26 protein-coding genes are annotated in these 20,508 nt (G+C 40.9%); 15 read left to right on the top strand and 11 right to left on the bottom strand.

Annotation, left to right across the window (positions count from 1 at the left end; genetic code table 11):
* The first annotated feature begins 30 nt into the window (after positions 1-30).
* Positions 31-477 carry a Fur family transcriptional regulator gene (locus tag CP948_RS01505; protein ID WP_096600361.1) on the top strand — a complete coding sequence of 149 codons (447 nt, stop codon included), beginning with the start codon at positions 31-33 and terminating at the stop codon, positions 475-477.
* Here the strand turns inward: CP948_RS01505 and CP948_RS01500 are convergent.
* A complete protein-coding gene (locus CP948_RS01500) occupies positions 466-882 on the bottom strand; it encodes a DUF420 domain-containing protein (RefSeq protein WP_096600359.1) in 417 nt (138 codons plus the stop codon). The genes CP948_RS01505 and CP948_RS01500 overlap by 12 nt on opposite strands.
* Positions 883-1,046: 164 nt before the next feature.
* Between CP948_RS01500 and pseH the strand changes: the two genes are divergently transcribed.
* From pseH to CP948_RS01475, 5 genes are read left to right on the top strand one after another with little or no spacing between them, the layout of a single operon-like run.
* A complete protein-coding gene (gene pseH, locus CP948_RS01495) occupies positions 1,047-1,619 on the top strand; it encodes a UDP-4-amino-4,6-dideoxy-N-acetyl-beta-L-altrosamine N-acetyltransferase (RefSeq protein WP_096600357.1) in 573 nt (190 codons plus the stop codon).
* On the top strand, positions 1,600-2,649 hold the full coding sequence (gene pseI / locus CP948_RS01490) for a pseudaminic acid synthase (RefSeq protein WP_096600355.1): 1,050 nt from the start codon (positions 1,600-1,602) through the stop codon (positions 2,647-2,649). The genes pseH and pseI overlap by 20 nt, the downstream gene beginning before the upstream one ends.
* Positions 2,646-3,671, top strand: coding sequence for a UDP-N-acetylglucosamine 4,6-dehydratase (inverting) (gene pseB, locus CP948_RS01485; RefSeq protein WP_096600353.1), 1,026 nt, complete (start codon positions 2,646-2,648; stop codon positions 3,669-3,671). The genes pseI and pseB overlap by 4 nt, the downstream gene beginning before the upstream one ends.
* Complete coding sequence (gene pseC / locus CP948_RS01480; protein WP_245810045.1) at positions 3,672-4,778, top strand: UDP-4-amino-4,6-dideoxy-N-acetyl-beta-L-altrosamine transaminase; 1,107 nt, start codon at positions 3,672-3,674, stop codon at positions 4,776-4,778. It abuts the gene before it with no gap.
* Positions 4,771-5,631, top strand: a complete 861-nt coding sequence (locus tag CP948_RS01475) for an aldo/keto reductase (RefSeq protein WP_096600351.1) — start codon at positions 4,771-4,773, stop codon at positions 5,629-5,631. Before pseC ends, CP948_RS01475 begins: the two co-directional genes overlap by 8 nt.
* Here the strand turns inward: CP948_RS01475 and CP948_RS01470 are convergent.
* Positions 5,618-6,370 (bottom strand): patatin-like phospholipase family protein, encoded by a 753-nt coding sequence (locus CP948_RS01470; RefSeq protein ID WP_096600349.1) that lies wholly within the window; start codon positions 6,368-6,370, stop codon positions 5,618-5,620. The genes CP948_RS01475 and CP948_RS01470 overlap by 14 nt on opposite strands.
* Positions 6,360-6,833, bottom strand: coding sequence for a 2-C-methyl-D-erythritol 2,4-cyclodiphosphate synthase (gene ispF, locus CP948_RS01465; protein ID WP_096600347.1), 474 nt, complete (start codon positions 6,831-6,833; stop codon positions 6,360-6,362). The genes CP948_RS01470 and ispF overlap by 11 nt, the downstream gene beginning before the upstream one ends.
* 28 nt (positions 6,834-6,861) lie before the next feature.
* On the opposite strand from ispF, the gene CP948_RS01460 reads away from it, so the two are divergent.
* From CP948_RS01460 to CP948_RS01440, 5 genes are read left to right on the top strand one after another with little or no spacing between them, the layout of a single operon-like run.
* On the top strand, positions 6,862-7,746 hold the full coding sequence (locus CP948_RS01460; protein ID WP_096600345.1) for an aspartate carbamoyltransferase catalytic subunit: 885 nt from the start codon (positions 6,862-6,864) through the stop codon (positions 7,744-7,746).
* Positions 7,739-8,236, top strand: a complete 498-nt coding sequence (lptC, locus tag CP948_RS01455) for an LPS export ABC transporter periplasmic protein LptC (RefSeq protein ID WP_096600343.1) — start codon at positions 7,739-7,741, stop codon at positions 8,234-8,236. Before CP948_RS01460 ends, lptC begins: the two co-directional genes overlap by 8 nt.
* On the top strand, positions 8,233-8,685 hold the full coding sequence (lptA, locus tag CP948_RS01450) for a lipopolysaccharide transport periplasmic protein LptA (RefSeq protein ID WP_096600341.1): 453 nt from the start codon (positions 8,233-8,235) through the stop codon (positions 8,683-8,685). The genes lptC and lptA overlap by 4 nt, the downstream gene beginning before the upstream one ends.
* On the top strand, positions 8,660-8,941 hold the full coding sequence (locus tag CP948_RS01445) for an HU family DNA-binding protein (protein ID WP_245810044.1): 282 nt from the start codon (positions 8,660-8,662) through the stop codon (positions 8,939-8,941). Before lptA ends, CP948_RS01445 begins: the two co-directional genes overlap by 26 nt.
* The gene (locus CP948_RS01440) at positions 8,928-9,968 is read left to right on the top strand and encodes a geranylgeranyl reductase family protein (protein WP_096600337.1); all 1,041 of its coding nucleotides are present in this window, start codon (positions 8,928-8,930) and stop codon (positions 9,966-9,968) included. Before CP948_RS01445 ends, CP948_RS01440 begins: the two co-directional genes overlap by 14 nt.
* 8 nt (positions 9,969-9,976) lie before the next feature.
* On the opposite strand, the gene CP948_RS01435 is transcribed toward CP948_RS01440, so the two are convergent.
* From CP948_RS01435 to CP948_RS01425, 3 genes are read right to left on the bottom strand one after another with little or no spacing between them, the layout of a single operon-like run.
* Positions 9,977-10,876, bottom strand: a complete 900-nt coding sequence (locus CP948_RS01435; protein ID WP_096600335.1) for a protoglobin domain-containing protein — start codon at positions 10,874-10,876, stop codon at positions 9,977-9,979.
* 1 nt (position 10,877) lies between these two features.
* Positions 10,878-12,323 (bottom strand): menaquinone biosynthesis decarboxylase, encoded by a 1,446-nt coding sequence (locus tag CP948_RS01430; RefSeq protein ID WP_096600333.1) that lies wholly within the window; start codon positions 12,321-12,323, stop codon positions 10,878-10,880.
* On the bottom strand, positions 12,324-12,938 hold the full coding sequence (locus CP948_RS01425) for a M23 family metallopeptidase (protein WP_096600331.1): 615 nt from the start codon (positions 12,936-12,938) through the stop codon (positions 12,324-12,326).
* Between the two features lie 102 nt (positions 12,939-13,040).
* Between CP948_RS01425 and CP948_RS01420 the strand changes: the two genes are divergently transcribed.
* Positions 13,041-13,547, top strand: coding sequence for a hypothetical protein (locus CP948_RS01420; RefSeq protein WP_096600329.1), 507 nt, complete (start codon positions 13,041-13,043; stop codon positions 13,545-13,547).
* On the opposite strand, the gene lpxD is transcribed toward CP948_RS01420, so the two are convergent.
* The 5 genes from lpxD to tig are packed head-to-tail and all read right to left on the bottom strand — an operon-like array spanning position 13,529 to position 18,174.
* On the bottom strand, positions 13,529-14,536 hold the full coding sequence (gene lpxD / locus CP948_RS01415; RefSeq protein ID WP_096600327.1) for a UDP-3-O-(3-hydroxymyristoyl)glucosamine N-acyltransferase: 1,008 nt from the start codon (positions 14,534-14,536) through the stop codon (positions 13,529-13,531). The genes CP948_RS01420 and lpxD overlap by 19 nt on opposite strands.
* Entirely contained in the window at positions 14,533-15,018 is a 486-nt protein-coding gene (locus tag CP948_RS01410; protein ID WP_096600325.1) for an OmpH/Skp family outer membrane protein, read from the bottom strand. The genes lpxD and CP948_RS01410 overlap by 4 nt, the downstream gene beginning before the upstream one ends.
* A gap of 20 nt (positions 15,019-15,038) precedes the next feature.
* Complete coding sequence (gene clpX, locus CP948_RS01405; RefSeq protein ID WP_096600323.1) at positions 15,039-16,277, bottom strand: ATP-dependent Clp protease ATP-binding subunit ClpX; 1,239 nt, start codon at positions 16,275-16,277, stop codon at positions 15,039-15,041.
* Positions 16,278-16,301: 24 nt separating this feature from the next.
* Positions 16,302-16,901: an ATP-dependent Clp endopeptidase proteolytic subunit ClpP gene (gene clpP / locus CP948_RS01400; RefSeq protein WP_096600321.1), complete on the bottom strand. Its 600-nt coding sequence runs from the start codon at positions 16,899-16,901 to the stop codon at positions 16,302-16,304.
* Complete coding sequence (gene tig, locus CP948_RS01395; RefSeq protein ID WP_096600319.1) at positions 16,885-18,174, bottom strand: trigger factor; 1,290 nt, start codon at positions 18,172-18,174, stop codon at positions 16,885-16,887. Before tig ends, clpP begins: the two co-directional genes overlap by 17 nt.
* Before the next feature lie 54 nt (positions 18,175-18,228).
* Here tig and CP948_RS01390 point away from each other — a divergent pair, with 54 nt between their 5' ends.
* Genes CP948_RS01390 through CP948_RS01380 form a run of 3 tightly spaced genes read left to right on the top strand, consistent with a single transcriptional unit; the run spans position 18,229 to position 20,508 of the window.
* On the top strand, positions 18,229-18,780 hold the full coding sequence (locus tag CP948_RS01390; protein WP_096600317.1) for a 1,2-dihydroxy-3-keto-5-methylthiopentene dioxygenase: 552 nt from the start codon (positions 18,229-18,231) through the stop codon (positions 18,778-18,780).
* Positions 18,765-19,439 carry an acireductone synthase gene (mtnC, locus tag CP948_RS01385; protein WP_096600315.1) on the top strand — a complete coding sequence of 225 codons (675 nt, stop codon included), beginning with the start codon at positions 18,765-18,767 and terminating at the stop codon, positions 19,437-19,439. Before CP948_RS01390 ends, mtnC begins: the two co-directional genes overlap by 16 nt.
* 7 nt (positions 19,440-19,446) lie before the next feature.
* Positions 19,447-20,508 (top strand): glycosyltransferase family 4 protein, encoded by a 1,062-nt coding sequence (locus tag CP948_RS01380; RefSeq protein ID WP_096600313.1) that lies wholly within the window; start codon positions 19,447-19,449, stop codon positions 20,506-20,508.

The following is a 20,508-nucleotide window of genomic DNA, read 5'->3' as shown; positions in this document are numbered from 1 at the left end:
AATGAAATTCATTTGAGCTATATTAATGGTATGCAGCTCAGTGAATTAAAGCAGAAGTTTGAACAGTTTCTCAAACAGAAAGGTTATAAGGTTACCAAAAGTAGGCTTGAGCTTATAGATAAGATAGCGAGCTATGGATCTCACTTTGAAATAGAACAGCTTGTCGTGTGGGTGAGCAATCAAGATAAGGGTGTGGCTTCAAGGTCCACCATATACAGAACCGTTAAGCTTCTTCAAGAGTTTGGTGCTATAAGGGAGGTTATAAAACTCGGCAACAGGACTATATACGAGTTTATCGCAGGCAAACCTCACCACGAGCATCTCATATGCGTAAAGTGCGGTAAGATTATAGAGTTTTACAGAGAGGACATAGAAGAAATACAGGATAAGGTCTGTGAAGAATACAAGTTTACCCCCCTCAATCACAGACTTGAGATATTTGGTGTATGCAGTGAGTGTTCCTATTCAGTGGTTTAACCACTGCATAAAGAAGTATATGAGCCAGCCAGTAAGAGCCACATAAAGCCAAACTCCTGCGGTGATGGGTGCTATCCTCTTGTGTTTATCAAAAACCCCTTTTAAGGCGTATCTTAAAGTGATCACCGCAAGGGGAAAGTTCAGTATGGCAAGTGCGGTATGAGACCAAAGTATGAACAAGAAAAGGCTTTTGTATGGACCTTCATACTTAGAAGTTGGAAAAAGGGCGTTTTTTAGAAGATAAAGACCTACAAACAGAAGAGCAAACACAGATGCATTTATCATAGTTTTTTTGTGTAATTCTCTTCTTCCAGTCTTAATAAAGTAAAGCCCGGCAACAACAGAAAGTCCGCTTATCCCTATAGTTATAAGACTCAGATAGTTTATTGCCTCATATCCAGTCATGATATCTATTATATAAATTTTTAATTTATACACACCAAGAAATTAAAGAAAGCCAAGAGAGGCAGTAAAAAGCTACCCTCGTCCTTCGCCTCGCTCAGCTACTCATTGACCCCAACATTGAGCCCTAACAACTCTTTAGGAAGACGGAGTTATAATATATACAAATGCTGATACCCAAGCTAATAGAAAAGCTAAGGAATAATATTCAAATTAACGGTGTTGAAGTTATAAATTTCATAAATCTTAAAGAGCAAGACTTGGAGATTATAAGGCAGTGGCGCAACCACCCTGAAGTAAAAAGGTGGATGTATACAGACCACGAGATAAGTAAGGAAGAGCATATGAACTTTATTGAAAGCTTAGTAAAGGACACTAAAAATTTTTATTATCTTGTAATAAAGGAGCATAAAAAGATAGGGGTTATTAGCTTAACTAGATTAAATTATAGAAATCGCAACGCTTATTTTGGGATATATGCAAATCCTTTTGAAAAAGCTCCAAATGCTGGCATAATATTGGAAAAAACATCTTTAAAACTTGCTTTTGAAGTAGCAAATCTTCATACTCTTAAGCTTGAAGTGATAGAGACCAACGAAAGAGCTATAAACTTTTATAAAAGAATGGGCTTTAGAGAAGAAGGTAAACTAAGGGAGTTTGTATTTAAGGATGGGTGCTGGCTTGATGTAATAGTTATGGGCATGACAGAAGAGGAATACCATGAAAAGTATAAACATTGACGGAAGAGAAATAGGTGAAAATGCACCTGTCTTCATAGTCGCTGAGCTTTCTGCTAACCATCTTCAGAACATTGATCTTGCACTAAAGACCATAGAAGCTATAAAAGAGGCTGGTGCAGATGCGGTAAAACTTCAAACTTACACACCAGACACTATTACACTAAATGTCAAAAATGAGTACTTTATGATAAGGCAAGGAACTCTGTGGGATGGCCTTTACCTGTATGACCTTTACAGGTCTGCGTACACTCCTTGGGAGTGGCATCCTAAGCTCTTTGAGTTTGCAAGAGACCTTGGTCTGGTGGTTTTCTCCACACCTTTTGATAGGACTGCGGTGGACTTTCTTGAAGAGCTTAACACCCCATGCTACAAGATAGCTTCTTTTGAGATAACGGATATCCCCCTTATAGAGTATATAGCTTCAAAAGGAAAACCGGTAATCATATCCACTGGTATAGCAACCCTTTCAGATATAGAACTAGTAGTCAAAACTTGCAAGTCCGTAGGTAATAACCAGATAATTCTATTAAAGTGTGTATCTGAGTACCCAACACCCTTTGAAGATGCTAACCTGCGCACCATACCTAACATGAAAGAAACCTTCGGTGTTCATGTAGGTTTATCGGATCACACTCTTGGTATATCCATACCTATAGCTGCTGTAGCTCTTGGTGCTGTCATAGTAGAAAAACACTTTATTCTTGATAGAAAGCTTGGCGGTCCAGATTCTTCTTTTTCGTTGGAACCTTTGGAGTTTAAAGCCATGGTTCAAGCAATAAGAGAGGTGGAAAAAGCTCTCGGACAAGTTAACTATGAATTGACAAAGAAACAAGAAGAGATGCGTAAGTTTTCGAGAAGTCTTTTTGCCGTACAGGATATAAAGGCTGGCGAGATAATTACAGAACAAAAAGTCAAAAGCATAAGGCCAGGTTACGGTCTTCACCCCTTGTACCTCAAGGAAGTAATAGGTAGGAGGGCAAGGATAGATATACCAAAAGGCACACCTCTAAGATGGGAGATGATAGAATGAAGTTTCTTGAAGGAAAAACCATACTTATAACAGGTGGAACTGGTTCCTTTGGTAAAGCTTTTACTAAGTTTGTGCTCAAACATGCGAATCCTAAAAAAGTAATAATCTTCAGCAGGGATGAGTTCAAACAGTGGCAAATGCAAAAGGAGTTCCCAGAATATAGCTATCCACAGCTGAGATTTTTCTTAGGTGATATAAGAGATAAGAATAGGTTGATGTTAGCCTTTGAAGGTGTAGATTATGTGATCCATGCTGCTGCTCTGAAGCATGTACCAATCCTTGAATATAACCCTTTTGAAGCGGTAAAAACTAACATAATAGGTGCACAGAACATAATAGAAGCCTCTCTTGAAAAAGGAGTTAAAAAGGTTATAGCCTTATCAACGGACAAGGCAGTGAACCCAGTTAATTTGTATGGAGCTACTAAGCTAACTATGGAGAAACTTTTCATAGCAGGCAATGCATACACTGGAGCTAAAGCAACTACTTTTAGCATAGTCCGGTACGGTAATGTTATAGGAAGCAGAGGAAGCGTGGTGCCACTTTTTTTAAAACTTGTAAAAGAAGGATGTACAGAACTTCCTATAACAGATGAAAGGATGACACGGTTCTGGATCACTCTTGAAGAAGGAGTGAGACTAGTGCTCTTTGCCCTTCAGGAAGCGGTTGGTGGTGAGGTATTTGTTCCAAAACTTCCAAGCGTCAGAATCGTGGATCTAGCAAAAGCTATATGTCCCAACTGTTCCTTCAAGTTTATAGGTATAAGACCTGGTGAAAAGCTACATGAAAGCCTTATAGCAGAAGACGAAGCAAGACAGGTAGTTATGGTAGAACATGAAGGAAAGACTTACTATTTGATACTTCCCAACTTCCCTTTTGAGAGTAAAGCTATAGAAAAGTGGAAGAGCTTACGCAAAATGCCCGAAGGCTTTTTTTACAGAAGCGATAGAAATGATTGGTGGCTTGGTTACGAAGAAATAAAAAGCTTACTGGAAAGAGCAAAGGAGGATATGGTTTTGTAAATGGTTATGATACCTTATGGAAGACAGTACATAGACGAAGAGGATATAAGAGCTGTTTTGGAAGTTCTTCAATCTGACTTTATCACCCAGGGTCCAAAAGTTGGTGAGTTTGAAAGAGCCTTAGCTGAGTACTGCGGTGCCAAGTATGCTGTTGCTTTCAATTCTGGTACTTCTGCTTTATACTGCGCTTACAGAACCCTAGGATTACAAGAAGGAGATCTTTTTATAACATCTCCCATAACTTTCACGGCTACAGTTTCCGCCGGGGTTTTGTTAGGTGCAAAGCCTATTTTTTGTGATGTGGAAGAAGATACAGGAAACATGGATGTAAACCTTCTAGAAACATATATCAAAGAAAATACTAAGCTTATAGTACCAGTCCATTACGCAGGGCATACCGTGGATATGCAGAAGGTATGGGAAATAGCACAAAAGTATAACTTGTGGATAGTTGAAGATGCTTGCCACGCTTTAGGGTCCGCTTACAAGGGTTTCAAAACGGGTTCGTGCCAATACTCACACATGACGGTCTTAAGCTTCCATCCTGTAAAACACATAACTACTGGGGAAGGTGGAGCTGTTTTAACTAACGATAAGATTTTGTATGAAAGGCTACTTCAATGTAGGAACCATGGCATAAAAAAGGGTGATGATTGGGAATACTCTGTAGAATTTCCTTCCTTTAACTTCAGGATAACAGACTTTCAATGCGCACTTGGACTTTCTCAACTAAAAAAGCTGAATTTCTTCGTGGAAAAAAGAAGAGAGATCGCAAAGTTTTATCTAGAAAGATTAAAAGACAATTTACACATAGAGCTTCCTGTAGAAAAGTCGTATACCTTCCATTCCTATCATCTCTTCCCTATAAAGCTTAAGGACCCTACAAAGCGCCGAGAGTTATTCAGAAAACTCAGGCAGTCGGGCATTTTTGTACAGGTACACTACATACCAGTCTATTGGCATCCTTTTTTAGATTATTCCAGAGGATTATGCCCACGAGCTGAAGCTTTTTACTCAAGAGAGTTAAGCCTACCTATATATCCTTCCATAAGGCAAGAGGATCTTGATTTTGTTATACAGAAGTTAGAGGAGGCTTTAGGTGGTTGACAAATTTGTGCTTGGAACAGCAAACTTTGGCATGGAATATGGTATATCCTCTAAAAAGGTAGATGGTAAAGAAGCTTTAAAAATCTTGGAGAGAGCTGCAGAAGAAGGTATATGGGGCGTGGATACAGCGGTAGCTTACGGGCATGCAGAAGACATTTTAGGAGCTTTTTTTTCGGAAAAAGGAAAGATTCTTAGAGTAATAGATAAACTACCTCACAGAAACTATATGAGCAAAAAAGAGGTAGAAAGAGAAGTTAAAAACATGTTAAAAAGATTGAATTCAAGTTTTCTGGATTGTCTTCTTCTACACTCTTTTAGAACTTTTGAGATGATGCCTGAAATAGTTGATGTTTTAAAAGGTTTAAAAAAAGAAGGGTTTATAAAGCATTACGGTATTTCTGTGTACCATCCCTGGGAAGTTGAAAGTTTCTACTATCTTTGTAAGGAACCTATAGTAGTAGAATTCCCTCTTAATATTTTTGATAGAAGATTTACAAAGTATATTAAAAACTGGAAGTCTATGGGTTTTATGCTTTTTGCAAGGTCTGTGTTCCTACAGGGTCTATTCTTTCTAGAAAATTTCGAAGGTAATTTGAAAAAAGCGGAAGAAAAGGTAAAGGCTTTGCGAGAATTTGCTAAGGAATTAGAGGTAGAGCTTTCTTGTCTTTTGCTCTCCTTTGTTGCACATTTTGAGAACCTTGATGGTTTTATAGTGGGTGTAGATGGACTCACTCAATTTGAAATGAATTTAAGATGTTTGAAAAATCCCATTAAACTTAAGCAAGATATAGACAGTTTTGAGCTTCAGGACGAAGATCTGATATTACCTTACAGGTGGTTTAAGCCTTCTTGAGATATGCCTTCATAACCTCTAATGTTTTATTGTATCCTAAAGTGTATATTTCTTGAGCTTTCCATAGGTCTATAACCGAATAGTTTTGCAGTTCTGGTTCTATAAGTACTTGGCACAGTTCTCTTCTTTTTTCTACATTAGACCTCACTGCAAGGAGAAAGCTACGAGCTATTATGTGGATTATGTTTTTGATCTTTTCTACTGAGTTGGTGGGATTTACATCAGCTCCTATCAACAGTCCTTCCCTTTTTAAAAGGGGCTCTACCGGTAAGTTGTTGGTAACACCCCCATCTACAAACACGTAATCTTGGTATTTGACTGGCTCAAAAATACCCGGCAGCGCACAGCTACCTAAAAGTATTGGGTAAAGCTCTCCGCTATTGAAGTGAAAGCTTTTGCCACTCTTTATATCCAGCACTCCTATGTAAAGTTCTTTTTTGAGCTCCTCTATGCGTTCCACTTGTAAGTATTTTCTCAAAAACTTTTCCGCTTTACTGAGACTAAAAAAGCCGTATCTTGGCACCTTTGGACGTATAAGTTTTATCCAATCAGTGTTTTTTACAAGCCTTAGCATATCCTCAGGCGAATAGCCTGCACAAAAAAAGGCACCCACAAGCGCACCAGCACTTACTCCGCTTATGGCTTGCACTTCAAACCCCATATCTTCTAAAGCCCTAAGTATCCCAATATGAGCTATCCCTCTTGCCGCACCTCCCGAAAGGACAAGGTTAACCTTCATGACTAAGCAGGACAACACAGTAGCACACTGCACCCCTTTCTAAGCAGAAGCCTTCCCTTCTTTTACCTTTTATAGATATAGCGGACTTACTTATCTGCATGATATTAGATAGATTTTCTATTATGACATCCTTTATAGGAGATATCTTAGGGCTATCCATCACAAGCACACAGTCAAGGTTTATTATGCGGTATCCCTTTTCTTTCATACGCCTTAGAGCTTCCCTTAGGAAAATCTCAGAAGGTGCATCTTTCCACCTTGCCTCTTGGTCAGGGAAAAGCTCACCCATATCAGGTTCACCTATGGCACTAAGTAGTGCGTCCGTTATGGCATGTAAAAGGAGATCACCGTCCGAATGACCTTTAAAGCCTGCATGGTGTTCTATGTGAATACCACCCAAGTAAAGAGGCTTGCCTTCCTGAAACTCGTGAGAATCAAAACCTAAACCAATTCTAAAAGCCATAAAGATAATTTATACTATATAACTGCTCATGAAACATCTCATAAGCGTTTTTGAGCTGACTAAAGACCAAGTGAGTGACCTTTTTGATCTTTTTATCCAGTTTAAGCGGGGAAGGCAAGAAAAACTTAAAGGAGATGTAGCCCTACTGTTTTTGGAAAGCTCAACCAGAACCAGACTGTCTTTTGAAAAGGCTTGTAGAAACCTGGGACTAAACACCTACTACGCTGGCGCAAAGGAGACATCCTTAGAAAAGGGAGAGACCTTTTACGATACTATAAAAACTCTTTCTTCTTTAGGCTTCAAAGCATTAGTCTTTAGAGTACCTTTTGTTCTTTTCCCATACAGCGCTTATCTTAACGAAGGTATATCCCTAATAAATGCTGGTGATGGTACGCATCAACATCCCACACAGGGGCTTATAGACCTCTTTACCGCTATGGAGGTGCATGGTTCTTTGGAAGGATTAAAGGTTCTTTATGTAGGAGACATATACCACAGTAGAGTTTTCAGATCGGGTGCTTATCTTTTTAGTATGTATTCTGCAAGTGTAGGTGTGCTTGGACCCAAAACTCTCGTCCCATCTGACCTTTCTCCCTTTGGTGTATGTTGCATTTTTGACAGTTGGGAAGAAGCTATAGAGTGGGCAGACTTGGTCATATGTCTGAGGCTACAGGAAGAGAGGTTTAGAGAAAATTTCATACCTTCAAAAGAAAGCTATTTTTTACAGTTTGGGCTTACCAAAGATCGCTACCAAAAACTAAGAGGCTTTTTTATGCATCCTGGACCAGTAAATGTAAATGTGGATATAAGCGAAGATGTAGTTTATGCGGAAAAGTCCCTAATTCTGAGACAGGTGGAAAACGGTGTATATACGCGTATGGCTGTCCTATATAAGCTTCTCAAAGATGCTTAAGATATTCCTTTTGAGTGTGTTTTTTATGGGTATTTCCTTGGTGCTAAGCTCCTATGTGAGGAGTGCTTACGATCACTTACCTACACTTAAACAAGAAGAGAAGGGCAATGCTCAAGATGTTATGATAAAAGCTTACGGGAAGGCTGGACTTGAGTGGACACTGAAAGGAAAAAATCTCTACACAAAAAACGGCAATATTTTGCTTATATCCGCTCTTTTGCAGACGCAAAAGGAGAAGATAACAGCGAATAGAGCCTTTATAAACAGAGATACCCTTAAAGGGTATGTGGAAGGAAATGTACAGATAGTGGGTGAGAACTTTTACGCAAAGACAGATAGAGCAAACATTGACCTAAAAGAGGGTAAGGTGTGGGGAAACACAAAGGTGATTTTAAAGGAAGAGGGGAAAGAAACTTACGGTGAAAGTTTTACAGTAGAGCTAAGACCTTTGAGGATTATAATTAAAAAAGCAAAGGTGAAATTGGAATGATCTTTTTGTTATTGGCTGGACTTTTGTTCTTTAAGTTGGCTATATCTGAGCCAATACTGGGTGAGGCGGATAACCTTACTTACGAAAAAGACAAGATAATATACACGGGCAATGTGAAGATGACAAGGGGCAAGGGAGTACTTACCGCTAACAAGGTGGTAATATACCTTGATGACAAGCGAAAACCCAAAAAAGCGGAAGCGGAAGGAAATGTAAAGTACGTAGAAGGAGCTCGCAGAGCTTTTGCAGACAGGGCTGAGTATGACTTTCAAACGGAGGTTCTTAAGCTTTTTGGGAATGCAAGGGTTGAAGATGATAAAAACTTTGTTGAAGCAGATGAGATAATTTATTATAAAAAAGAGGATAGAGCTATAGCCATAAGCAAAAGCAAAAGAGTAAGAACCTTCTATGTGGAGGAAAAGAGTGAGAAAGTCAGAGATAGTAAATAAGTTAGCTAAGGAGTACAACATACCTGTAAAAGAAGCCAGAAGGATAGTAGAGGAGATGTTTTTCTGGATAGCTCAAAAGACTGCAGAAAATGGGCAGGTACAGATACGAGGTTTTGGTGTGTTCAGACTAAGAAGGCGCAGTGGCCGTTTCACAAAAAATCCCAAAACAGGTATAGAGACCTACATAGAGGAAAGATACCTTATAGGCTTTAAGCCTTCAAAAAAACTTCTTGCCAAGCTAAATGAGAAAGTATGATGTAGTTATCATAGGTGGAGGTCCTGCAGGGTCTTCGTGTGCCTACGAGCTTGCAAAAAGTGGTGCTAATGTGCTTGTGGTGGACTTCAAAAAACAGATAGGTACGCCTGTTCAGTGCGCAGAATTTGTACCATTGCAACTTTTCAACACATTCCCACAGTTTTTTCCAGAGCCTGCCATATCACAGGAAGTTAAGAACATGATACACTTCACTCCGTGGGGAGAGGTAGTTTCTATGAGTTCTCCGGGCTTTGTCCTTAATAGAGAAGTGTTTGATTACCAGATAGCTGAGCTTGCAAAAGAGCACGGAGCTTGTTATTTACTGCGAACAGTTTTTTTGGGTGTGGAAGGAAAAAAAGTATGGCTTGAGAGAATAGACACAAGAGAAAGGTTTTATGTGCTCACAGATGTTTTGGTGGGTGCTGATGGTCCAAAATCAAAGGTAGCTAAACTGACAGGAGAGACTACAAAGGAGTTTTTGACCACCGCACAGGTAAGAGTTCCCTTAAAAAGTAGGCTAAATGACCTTCTTATATACTTTAGGGACTACATACCCGGTGGGTATGGCTGGATATTTCCAAAGGGGGAAACCGCTAATGTAGGTGTAGGTATAGACCCTTCGTATCCAATAAATGTGGTTGAGAGCCTCAGGCTATTTCTGAAAGAGGTGCTATCAGACGGTTTTATAGAGGATACTCTGCTGGCAAGGACAGGAGGATGGATACCTGCAGATGGACTCCTTAAGCTAATAAGGGATAACACCCTTTTGGTGGGGGACGCTGGTGGTTTTTGCCATCCTATAACTGGGGGAGGAATAGCCAACGCAGTACTCTCTGGCAGTATGGCGGGCAAAGCCTTAGCTTCTGGATGCATTCAAGACTATGAGGAAGAGGCACAGGAGGTATTTGGAACCACTCTCAAAAGAGCCAGTCAGAAACGCAAAAAGCACATGAAGACTTGGGAAAACTTACAAAACATCATACCAAAAACTTGGATAGCTTTTGATGAATACTGGAAAGAAATTTAGAAAAACTCTCAAGTCTTGGACTCCACTTTATAGATGAGCCAAAAGACAACTCCTAAGGCTAAAGTGACTAAGGACAAGGTTATAAGCTCCTGAACTTTTTCTGGCGAAAGGGATATGATAAGAACCTTTCTAATCACTGCAGCAAGGGCAACACCTACAAAGACTTTTATACTTAGGGCAGAACCCCTTATGTGCTTTACTTCTTCTGTAAGGAGCTCTGATATGGCGTAAAGGACAAGGACAGAACCCAGAATGCTAAGCCCACCTCTTTCTAAAGGGAGACTTCCTACAGAGACAAGCCATATTTCATAAACTATCCAAAATATGAGGAACACCCCAACTACTGCTAAGGTAAGTATTATGAAAGTATCAAAAAACCACGATACCCTTCTTATGTTTTCTATGAGTAATCTCTGATACTTACCAGATGCAAGATAAAGACGGAGCTCCTCCTCCCTGAAAGAGTTTATCATCACATCAAGGTTTATATCCAAAGCCTTGTTAATAGAGGAGAGTATTCTGTTTGCTTCAAGGCTACATCCCATCTCTTTTGTGATCTTATCCGCTATGTAGTTTCTTACAAAGTTCATAGAAGCTTGCACATAGTGAGGTGGCAGTCCTATCCTCACATGGGTTTCACCTATCCTGTAGAGCCTTCTCAGATACTGGGCATCGTATTTTGATGTGAACAGAGCAACGAACCAGCCCTTAACTTTTGCTTTGTGTCTGCTTCTTGTTTCCTCGTCAGGAAGGTACTTACTTGTATCGGAGAAGTTCTCTAAGTATCTGTAGAACTCTTCAATGAATTCTTCCTTGTACCTTTCCGCTATCCAAGACACTTTAGCTAAGTTCTCTTCGTCCTCTCTTGTCCAGTTATAATGTACCTTAAGTTCTTCTATAGTCTCCATGTCATAATTTTAACCTCTGCCACAGAGCATCTATCTTATCCTTTACTTCCTTTGACATCTCTATAACCTTGGGCCATTCTCTTGTGTATCCTTCTTCTTTCCACTTTGTAGTGGCATCTATGACCATTTTACCGCCAAAGCCTACACTGTTGGTAGAATGATCAAGCACGTCTATTGGACCCTTGAGTATGAGGACATCTCTTGATGGGTCCATGTTGTTGCCCCAAGCCCAAAGGACTTCTTGTATGTCGTGAACATTTACCCACTCGTCAAAAACTACTATCACTTTTTCCAGAGACATAAGACCCAAACCCAAAAGGGCATAAGCCACTTTAAAGGCATGTCCCGGGTAGCGCTTTTTTATGGAAACAAAGCAGAAGTTGTGAAAGCATCCTTCCGCAGGCAAATGATAATCAATTACCTCTGGAAGATTAAACTTTATAAGAGGTAAAAATATCCTCTCCGTTGCCCAACCCAAGTACTTGTCCTCCTGAGGGGGTCTTCCCACTATGGTGCTAAGGTATATGGGATTGTCCCTATGCACTATGGCGGTTATGTGCATTTTGGGATACTTGTCCACCGGGGTGTAAAAGCCAGTGTGGTCTCCAAAGGGTCCTTCGTCCACAAGAGGTTCTTGTGGATCCACATAACCTTCTATTACTATCTCTGCATGAGCGGGATATTCAAGATCTACAGTTTCACCTTTTACAAGCTCTACCCCTTCTTCCCTGATGAGACCTGCAAAGAGGTACTCATCCACCTCTGGAGGAAGAGGTGCGGAAGCTACATAAGAGAGCACTGGGTCTCCACCTATAGCTATAGCTACTTCCATCTTTTTCCCAAGTCTTTTGGCTTTCCAGTAATGATGGTTTCCGTCTTTGTGTATCTGCCAATGGATGGCAAGCTCACGCTCTGAGAGAACCTGAACTCTATAGAGTCCCACATTTCTTATGCCACTTTCTGGATCCTTTGTTATGACCTGTCCGAAGGTTATGTATCTACCTCCGTCTTCTGGCCAGCACTTTAGCACAGGAAAGTCAAGAATATTTATGTTGTCCCTTATGACATTTTCTTTTACGGGTCCTTTTTTTACAACTCTGGGCAGTGAGTCGTTGAGCTTTTTGAGTTCTGGTATGCGCTTTAGTTTTTCTAAAAAAGTATTGGGTATTTCTGGTCTTAGAAGTTTGTAGAGTTTCCACCCTATATCTTCAAGGTTTTCGTAGCCTAAAGCTAACTTTATTCGTTTTTCTGAACCCAGCATGTTAGTTAGCACGGGTATTGAATACCCTTCAACCTTTTCAAAAAGAAGAGCTTTTCCACCTTTGGGCAGTTTGGAAACCCTATCGGTAAGCTCTGTTATCTCAAGTATAGGAGACAAAAGCTCTTTTATGCGTAAAAGCTCACCTTCTTTTTCCAAAACCTTCAAAAATTCTCTCAGGTCTTTCATTTATGGTAAGTAAGCTATAGGGTTTTGTCTTATCCCATACTTTATGACTTCATAGTGAAGGTGTGGTCCTGTTGTTCTTCCCGTCATACCCACCCTGCCTATGATCTGTCCCTTTACTACCCTATCCCCGTAATTCACGGATATATCCGAGAGGTGTCCGTACAGGGTAATAAAACCGTATCCGTGATACACAATCACCGTCTTTCCGTATCCGCTTAGCCAACCTGCGTATATGACCCTACCGTCAGACGCTACGCTTACAGGGGTGCCATAAGGCACAGATATATCAACGCCTGGGTGAAACTCCTTTACCCTACCCATCCTTCTCCATCCGTAGTCAGAGGTGATGAGCCCTACCACAGGCCATATGTCAGGTTTTACCGTCTCAACTGTTTTAACATCTAAAAGTTCCTTCATGGCTTTTTCCACAGAGGACTCTACCGCTATGATGTTATCCACACTTTGCGTGTCAAAATCTTCTTCTTTCTTAAGCTCTTTTTCCGGAATAAACTCAAAAGTATCCTTTGCAGGACCACCTACACCCAAAGGCGAGTTATCGACGGTGGGCTTGCAAAGGACACCCCCAAGCACAAAGGCTAAAAGTATCTTTTTCATGACAACACCTCCGCTCGGTTTTGGAATAGTTTAACACAGTATGTCAGAAAATTAAAAAGGGGAGGGTTATTTAATAGAAGAAAAACTTAGTGGAGGTAGAACATGAGAAAAGGATTTCTCAGCTTGGCTATGGGCAGTATGCTGATAGCTTCCTGCGGAGGCGGCGGTGCAGACTTTGACTTACCCTCTTCTGGTGGTGGTGGAGGAGGAAGTTCAAATTCTGTGAAATTTAAAAATGTCTCTGTACAACCCACAAACTTACAAACCACTTCTTCCTTCAGTGTAAGCTGGACAGCGGATTACAGCGGTATGTATGTGGTAGAAGTCTACCAAAGCCCCAGCAACAGTGTACCAGTCCCAAAAGACAATTATCGCATAGCTACGGTAAACTGTTTTTCTTTCTCTGAGGCTTGTAAAGGAAGTAGTGGAAGTATTCAATGTAAGATAGATAGAGGTTCACCTAACATAATAAGCTGTAATGTAGGAGGTTATGCTACCACAAATGCTCAGTTGGTGAGTGGAACAGGCTATATAGTTCTCAGAGCTGTGGTATTTAATCCTTTTGAAGAAACTGCGGACATAAGGAGCGTTCAGGTGGTCTTCCCCTGATCTCCTGTGGGGCTCTGCCCCAACTTTTTAAAAAGTTCGGGAAGTTTCAAAAGGTATAGGTATATCCGCTTCCATCTGTTCCACTCTACCGCAGGCAGGTTAGCTCCGTAAGTTTTGTTAGGCTCAAGGTCGTTGGCTACGCCGGACTTGGCAGTAACCACCACATGGTCACCTATATTTATGTGATCCGCTACACCTACTTGACCAGCCAATATCACATTCTTTCCTGTCTTTACACTTCCGGAAAGACCCACCTGAGACACTATTATGTTGTTCTCTCCAATCCTACAGTTATGTCCTATCATAACCAAGTTGTCAATCTTTGTGCCTCTGCCTACAATAGTCTTGTCCAGAAGAGCCCTGTCTATGGTAGTGTTTGCGCCAACTTCCACATCGTCTTCTATTATCACTGTACCTATATGGTTTAGCTTTGTTATACCTTCATTACTGATGTGATAACCAAAGCCGTCCGCACCTATTACCGTTCCACTGTGGATCCTCACCCTTCTGCCTATTACACACTTGGGGTATATGTGAACACCGCTGAATATAATGGTTTCATCACCTATAACGCAGTGATCACCTATGTAAGAGAAGGGATATATCTTCACACCATCTCCTAAGAAAACACCATCACCTACATAAACAAAGGGGGCTATGTAAACATCTTTACCCATATGTACATTCTTCCCCACATAAGCCGTAGAAGATACACCTGATGGGTGTTTTTCGGGATACATGTGTTTTAGAAATACAGCCATAGCATGCTTAACATCCTTAACTAAAAGGGTATTAGGATGCTCAACGGGAGTGTCTACCACAAGGACTATATCTTTTGAGCCTTTTACCTTTTGAATATCCCCTTTGTTCCAACAAAAGACTAAAGTTCTGGGCTTTGGGTCTTCTACGGAAGAAATGCCGTTTATCTCAAAGTTTTCATCACCTTGAAGCTCTCCTCCCAAAATAGATGCTACATCAGAAAGCCTCATTTACCCTGATCTAAGCTCTTTATAACTACATCTGTTATGTCTATATCCGGCTGTTTGTAAACAAAAGCGCTACAGTCTAACACTCCTGTGTAGCCGTTCTTCTTAGCTATGTTTTCCGCTATTGTCTTTACCTTGCTGAGTATGTCCTCTTCCAGCTTGCTCTTGAGCTCCACTATGTCCTTCTGAGCTTTTTGTTGGAGTTCCATACCTTCTGCTTCAACTTTTTGATACTCTCTTATCTTCTCTTCTTTAGCTTTCTGGCTTATACCTTTGCTCTCTATCTGTTTTTTTAGTTCGTCAAGCTTCTTCTGTTTCTCATCAAGCTGTTGCTGATAATCCTTGACCTTTTTTCTGAGTTGTTCCTGAGCTTGGGATACAGACTTGGATTCGGAAAGTATGCGGTTAGGATCTACGCATACAAACTTCTGCTCCGCAAAGGCAAAACCGCTACAAAGCAAGCCTACCAAGAAAAACTTTTTCATTCTATCCTCCTGTTTTTGTATTATACCGCCTTTTTGTAAACATACTTGGGCTTTACTCTATTTCTGACCACTTCTTCGTCTATTATTACCTTATTCACCTCTTTCAGTGATGGCACTTCAAACATAACATCCGTCATTATTTCTTCCATTATAGCTCTGAGACCTCTGGCTCCCGTCTTTCTCTTTATGCTTTCTCTTGCTATTTCTCTTAGAGCTTCCTCAGTAAATTCTAGTTCTACACCATCCATCTCAAAGAGCTTTTTATACTGCTTTACCAGGGAGTTTTTGGGTTCTGTAAGGATCCTTACCAAATCTTCCTCTTTTAATTCATCTAGAACTGCAACTACAGGAAGTCTTCCCACAAACTCTGGTATAAGACCAAAGTGTATAAGATCGTCGGGTTCTACAAGCTGAAGAATGTTATCTTCTTTCAGTGTAGCGCTTATTTGGGACTCAAAGCCTATGGTGGATTTTCCAAGCCTGCGCCTTATTATGTCCTCAAGGCCCACAAAAGCACCACCGCATATGAAAAGTATGTCTGTTGTATCCACCTGTATAAATTCCTGATGGGGATGCTTTCTACCTCCCTGAGGTGGCACATTAGCTACTGTTCCCTCTATGATCTTCAAAAGAGCTTGCTGGACACCTTCTCCAGAAACATCTCTTGTTATGGATGGGTTTATTCCAGACTTTTTGGCTATCTTGTCTATCTCATCTATGTAAACTATGCCAATCTGAGCAAGCTTTACATCATACCCGCAATTTTGCAAGAGTCTCGTTAGCACATTTTCCACATCTTCACCTACATAACCGGCTTCTGTAAGACTTGTGGCGTCTGCTATGGCAAAGGGTACATTTAAAAGCTTGGCAAGGGTTTTGGCAAGCAGAGTTTTGCCAGAACCAGTTGGTCCTATAAGCAGTATGTTGCTCTTTTCTACCTCCACATCATCAAAGGTAAGTCCCGCTTGCTTTGCCCTTATCCTCTTGTAATGATTGTACACCGCTACTGAGAGTATCTTTTTGGCTCTCTCCTGTCCTATCACATACTCATCAAGGAAGGCTTTTATCCTTTCTGGCTTTGGTATGTCTCTAAGACCGTAAGAAACTTGCTGTTTTTTCTGTTCCCTTATCACAGAGTTGCAAGCTTCCACGCACCTATCACATATAAAGGTGTCGTTAGGACCAGCTATGAGAACTAAGACTTCATCCTGAGACCTTCCACAGAAGGAGCAATGGTTTTTAGTTGTGTATCTTTTCATGTTAGCTCCCAAAATATAAGCTCATCACTGCCTTTTGGCAATAACCTTATCCACTATTCCGTACTCTCTTGCCTCTTCTGCAGACATAAAGTAATCTCTTTCCACATCTCTTTCTATGCGTTCAAGAGGTTGTCCTGTGTGTTTTGCGAGTATTTCGTTGAGCATGTGTTTTATACGCTTTATCTCCTCAGCGTGGATTATAATGTCCGTTGCCTGCCCCGTTATACCTCCCAAAGGTTGGTGTATCATTATGCGTGCGTGGGGGAGTGCGTACCTTTTGCCGGGAGCTCCTGCAGCTAGAAGCACAGCTCCCATAGACGCAGCCTGTCCTATACATATGGTGACCACATCAGGCTTTATGTACTGCATGGTGTCATATATTGCCATACCTGCGGTCACCGAGCCACCCGGTGAATTTATGTACATGTATATGTCCTTTTCTGGGTCTTGGGCTTCCAAGAAAAGCAGTTGGGCTACTATGAGATTGGCAACATGGTCGTCTATGGGATAACCAAGAAGCACTATCCTGTCCTGAAGAAGTCTTGAGTATATGTCATAAGCTCTTTCTCCTCTTGGAGTTTGCTCTATAACTATAGGTACCAGCTGATTAAGTATTTCCTTCATCCTTCTTCTCCTCTAATTCTTTTATCACCGCTTTGCTTATTATATCACTGAAGGCTTTTTCTCTGCGTATGTCTTCTATTAGCACGCCTTCAAGATTTTCCTGTTGGAAGTAAGACTTTATCTCTTCAGCGCTTTTTCCGTATTGCTGTGCAAGTTCTTGGTACTTTTTCTCTAAATCCTCCTGACTTACTTCTATACCCTTTTGATCCGCATACTTTTCAAGTATGTATCTCAGTTTTATGTTAAATATGGCTTGTGGCATAAGTTCCTGTGCCATAGCCTTGTAGTTAAGATACCTTGTGTCTATACCATACTGGGCAAGCTCTTGCACTCTTCTTTCTACCAAATGGGACACCTCACGGGAAAGAAGTGTTTGTGGCAGTTCAAACTCAAACATCTCAATGAGCTTTTTAGCTACCGCATCTTCAACAATAATCTTCTTCAGACGCTCCACACTTTGTTTTACCTCTTCCCTTATCTTTTCTTCTGCAGATTGCCATGTATCTCCTAATCCTAACTCCTTTGCAAAGTCATCGTTTATTTCAGGAAGGACCTTCTCTTTTACACTTTTGATAACAAGCTTTACCTTAGCTCTTCCTGCTTCCTTGCCTTCCATGTCGTAAAGGGGGAGGTCTTCCATAAACACTTCATCACCTTCTTTTTTTCCAATCAGAGCTTTCTCTATCTCTTCTCTGAACATCTTCTGTCCTACTATTCCTGATGTCTCTCCTTGGGTGATCTCTCCACTTTGCACCTCTTCTATGTAATAATCAACAGATACCAAGTCTCCTTCTCTTATTTCCCTTTCAACAGGCTCCCAGACTGCGTGCTGTTCCCTGAGCTCCTCTATCCTGTTTTTGACCAAATCTTCGTTGAACTCTATCTTTCTTACCTCTACCTCTATGCCCTCAAGATCCTTTAGCTCAAACTCTGGGGGTGTCTCAAAAACCACCCTGTAGGTAAGCTTGGGCACGTTCTCTTCTAACTTTACCTCTTCTAAAAATATGTCTGCAACAGGTTTTAGCTTGCTTTCCTCGATGGCTGATTGGAGAGTTTGGTTAGCTACTCTCTTTCCTACTTCCTCCTCAATGTGTTCTTTATATCTTGCCTTTATGATCCAAAGGGGTGCGGTGCCCTTTCTAAAGCCTTCTATACTCACATTTTCCTTCAAGTATCTGTAAACATCCTCCATGGCGGACTTTACCATATCGCCTTCTACTTCTACACTTAACTCTTTAAAAAGCCCTTCTCTTTCTTTTACAGAAACTTTCATACACTGCCTCCTTTCACTTAATAGTTTATCACACACCGTATTATAATTAAAGCCATGAGCTTGCTTGTAATTTATGATGAGAAAGGCTATCCCCTTTTAACTGAAAAGGACTACAAAGCTATAAGCCAAAGGTTAGATAAGGTTGGTGTGCTTTTTGAAAGGTGGAGGGTAAAACCTGTAAAAGGACAAGAAGACATACTCAGAGCTTATCACGACGAGATCCAAAGGATAAACGAAACTTTTCATTTTGTATCTGTAGATGTGGCAAGCATTACACCAGATCACCCCAAAAAGGAAGAGCTAAGAAACATGTTTTTAAAAGAACACACCCACTCGGACTTTGAAGTGCGTTTCTTTGTAGAAGGCAGAGGCACTTTTTACCTTCATTTGCAAGACAGGGTTTATGCAGTAGTCTGTGAAGAAGGAGACCTTATAAGCGTACCTTCTGGTACTCCCCATTGGTTTGATATGGGAAAGGAACCACACTTTACCGCCATAAGGTTTTTCACTATCCCAGAAGGCTGGGTAGCAAACTTCACAGGAAGCAACATATCAGAAGTTATCCCTGATCACGATAGTATAGTAAGCTCATGGCTAAGATCTTAGCGGTGCTTACGGACATAGAAGGCACTACTTCTTCACTATCTTTTGTGAAGGATGTTCTATTTCCTTACTCAAAGAACAAACTAAGAAGTTTTTTAGACAGCCACTGGGACGATGAAAGAATAAGGGCAATACTTGAGGAGCTTTTTAACAAACTGGGAAAAACTCTAAGCCTTGAAGAGACACTTGAGCTTCTCACCAAGTGGATAGATGAGGATAGGAAAGATACAGTGCTTAAGGAAATTCAAGGGTATATATGGGAAGAGGGCTACCAAAAGGGCGAGCTAATGGGGCACATATACCAAGATGCTTACAAAAAGCTCAAGGAGTGGCACTCAAGGGGGATAAAGCTTTATGTCTTCTCTTCCGGGTCTGTAAAAGCCCAAAAACTTCTTTTTTCTCATACTCCTTACGGTGATTTAACCTATCTTTTCTCAGGATACTTTGACACAAAAGTAGGGAGCAAAAAAGACCCACGGTCCTACGAAACCATAGCCAAAACTATAAACATAGACCCTGATAAGGTGCTTTTTCTCTCCGACTTAGAAGAAGAGCTTGACTGTGCAAAGATGGCAGGCATGAAGACCACAAGGCTGGCAAGGGACTGTGAAGTGCAATCCAAACACCCAACTGTAAAGGACTTTTACTCCATTGAAATATAATACTGGCATGCAAGCTCTTATCCTCAACATGGAAGACCCTCTGATGTTCAAAGGGGGGACAGAGAGGGTTGTCTTGGGTGTGATAGACCTGCTCTCACAGGAGGGCTACAGGGTGGAGGTCATCCACAAAGAAAACAGCCAAAAGTTGGGTGGGTTTGCTCCTTACTGGGTAGGCAGGCAGGCACACCTTTCTGAAAAGGTCTGGGATTTAGCTGTGGTGAACAACTTGGCAGGTGTTGGGTTTTTCCCAGGCAGGACAAAAAAAACTGTGGCTATATTTCACGGACTTTACATGGACTTTTTTGGGAATGCAATAAAGGAAGAGGACTTACCTAAGGCAGGCATGAATTACTGGGAGTACTTGGTAAATAGGTATCTCAACGGGTATATAGCTGAGGCTTTTGTGCTGAACTCCGCAGACAGGGTGGTGGCGGTGAGCCAGAGCCTCAAAGAAGCCATAAAAAAACACACAGATAGAGATGTTATAGTAATCCACAACCCAGTGGACCCAAGCTTTAGACCAATGGACAAGGGAAGATTAAGGGAGATGTATAACATACCAAAAGATGCACTTGTGGGACTCTTTGTGGGTAGGAATGACTACACAAAGGGCTACGACGTATTTAGAGAGATAGTCAGATACACATACAAAGATATCCTTTGGGTGCAGGTGCTTTCAGGGGGTGGCCTTGCCTCCTCTATACCTTTGATGAAGGACATAATTACTTTCAGAGGAGTCCCATTTGAAGAAATGCCTATCATTTACAACCTTGCAGACTTTTTAGTGTTTCCTTCAAGATATGAAGGCTTTGGACTTACTATAGTGGAGGCTCTTGCGTGTGGCATACCTGTGATAACTTCAAAGTCGGTCGTGTCAGAAGAGATCATTGACCTTCTAAATGGCTTTTTGATAGAAGAGCTAAGCGCAGAGGAGTTTCTTAAGCAAATAGAGGTCATAAAAAAGTACAAAGTCATAAGAGATCACTATAGAGAGTACATCTCCAAAGAAGTGCGCAGGAGGTTTTCTATAGAGCTATGGAAAGAAAGAATGAGGGAAGTTTTAGTTTAA

Source organism: Hydrogenobacter hydrogenophilus, assembly GCF_900215655.1.
In the GTDB taxonomy this organism is placed as follows: Bacteria; Aquificota; Aquificia; order Aquificales; family Aquificaceae; genus Hydrogenobacter; species Hydrogenobacter hydrogenophilus.
The sequence above is the reverse complement of the archived record's forward strand: the minus strand, read 5'-3'. Positions and strand labels throughout refer to the sequence as shown.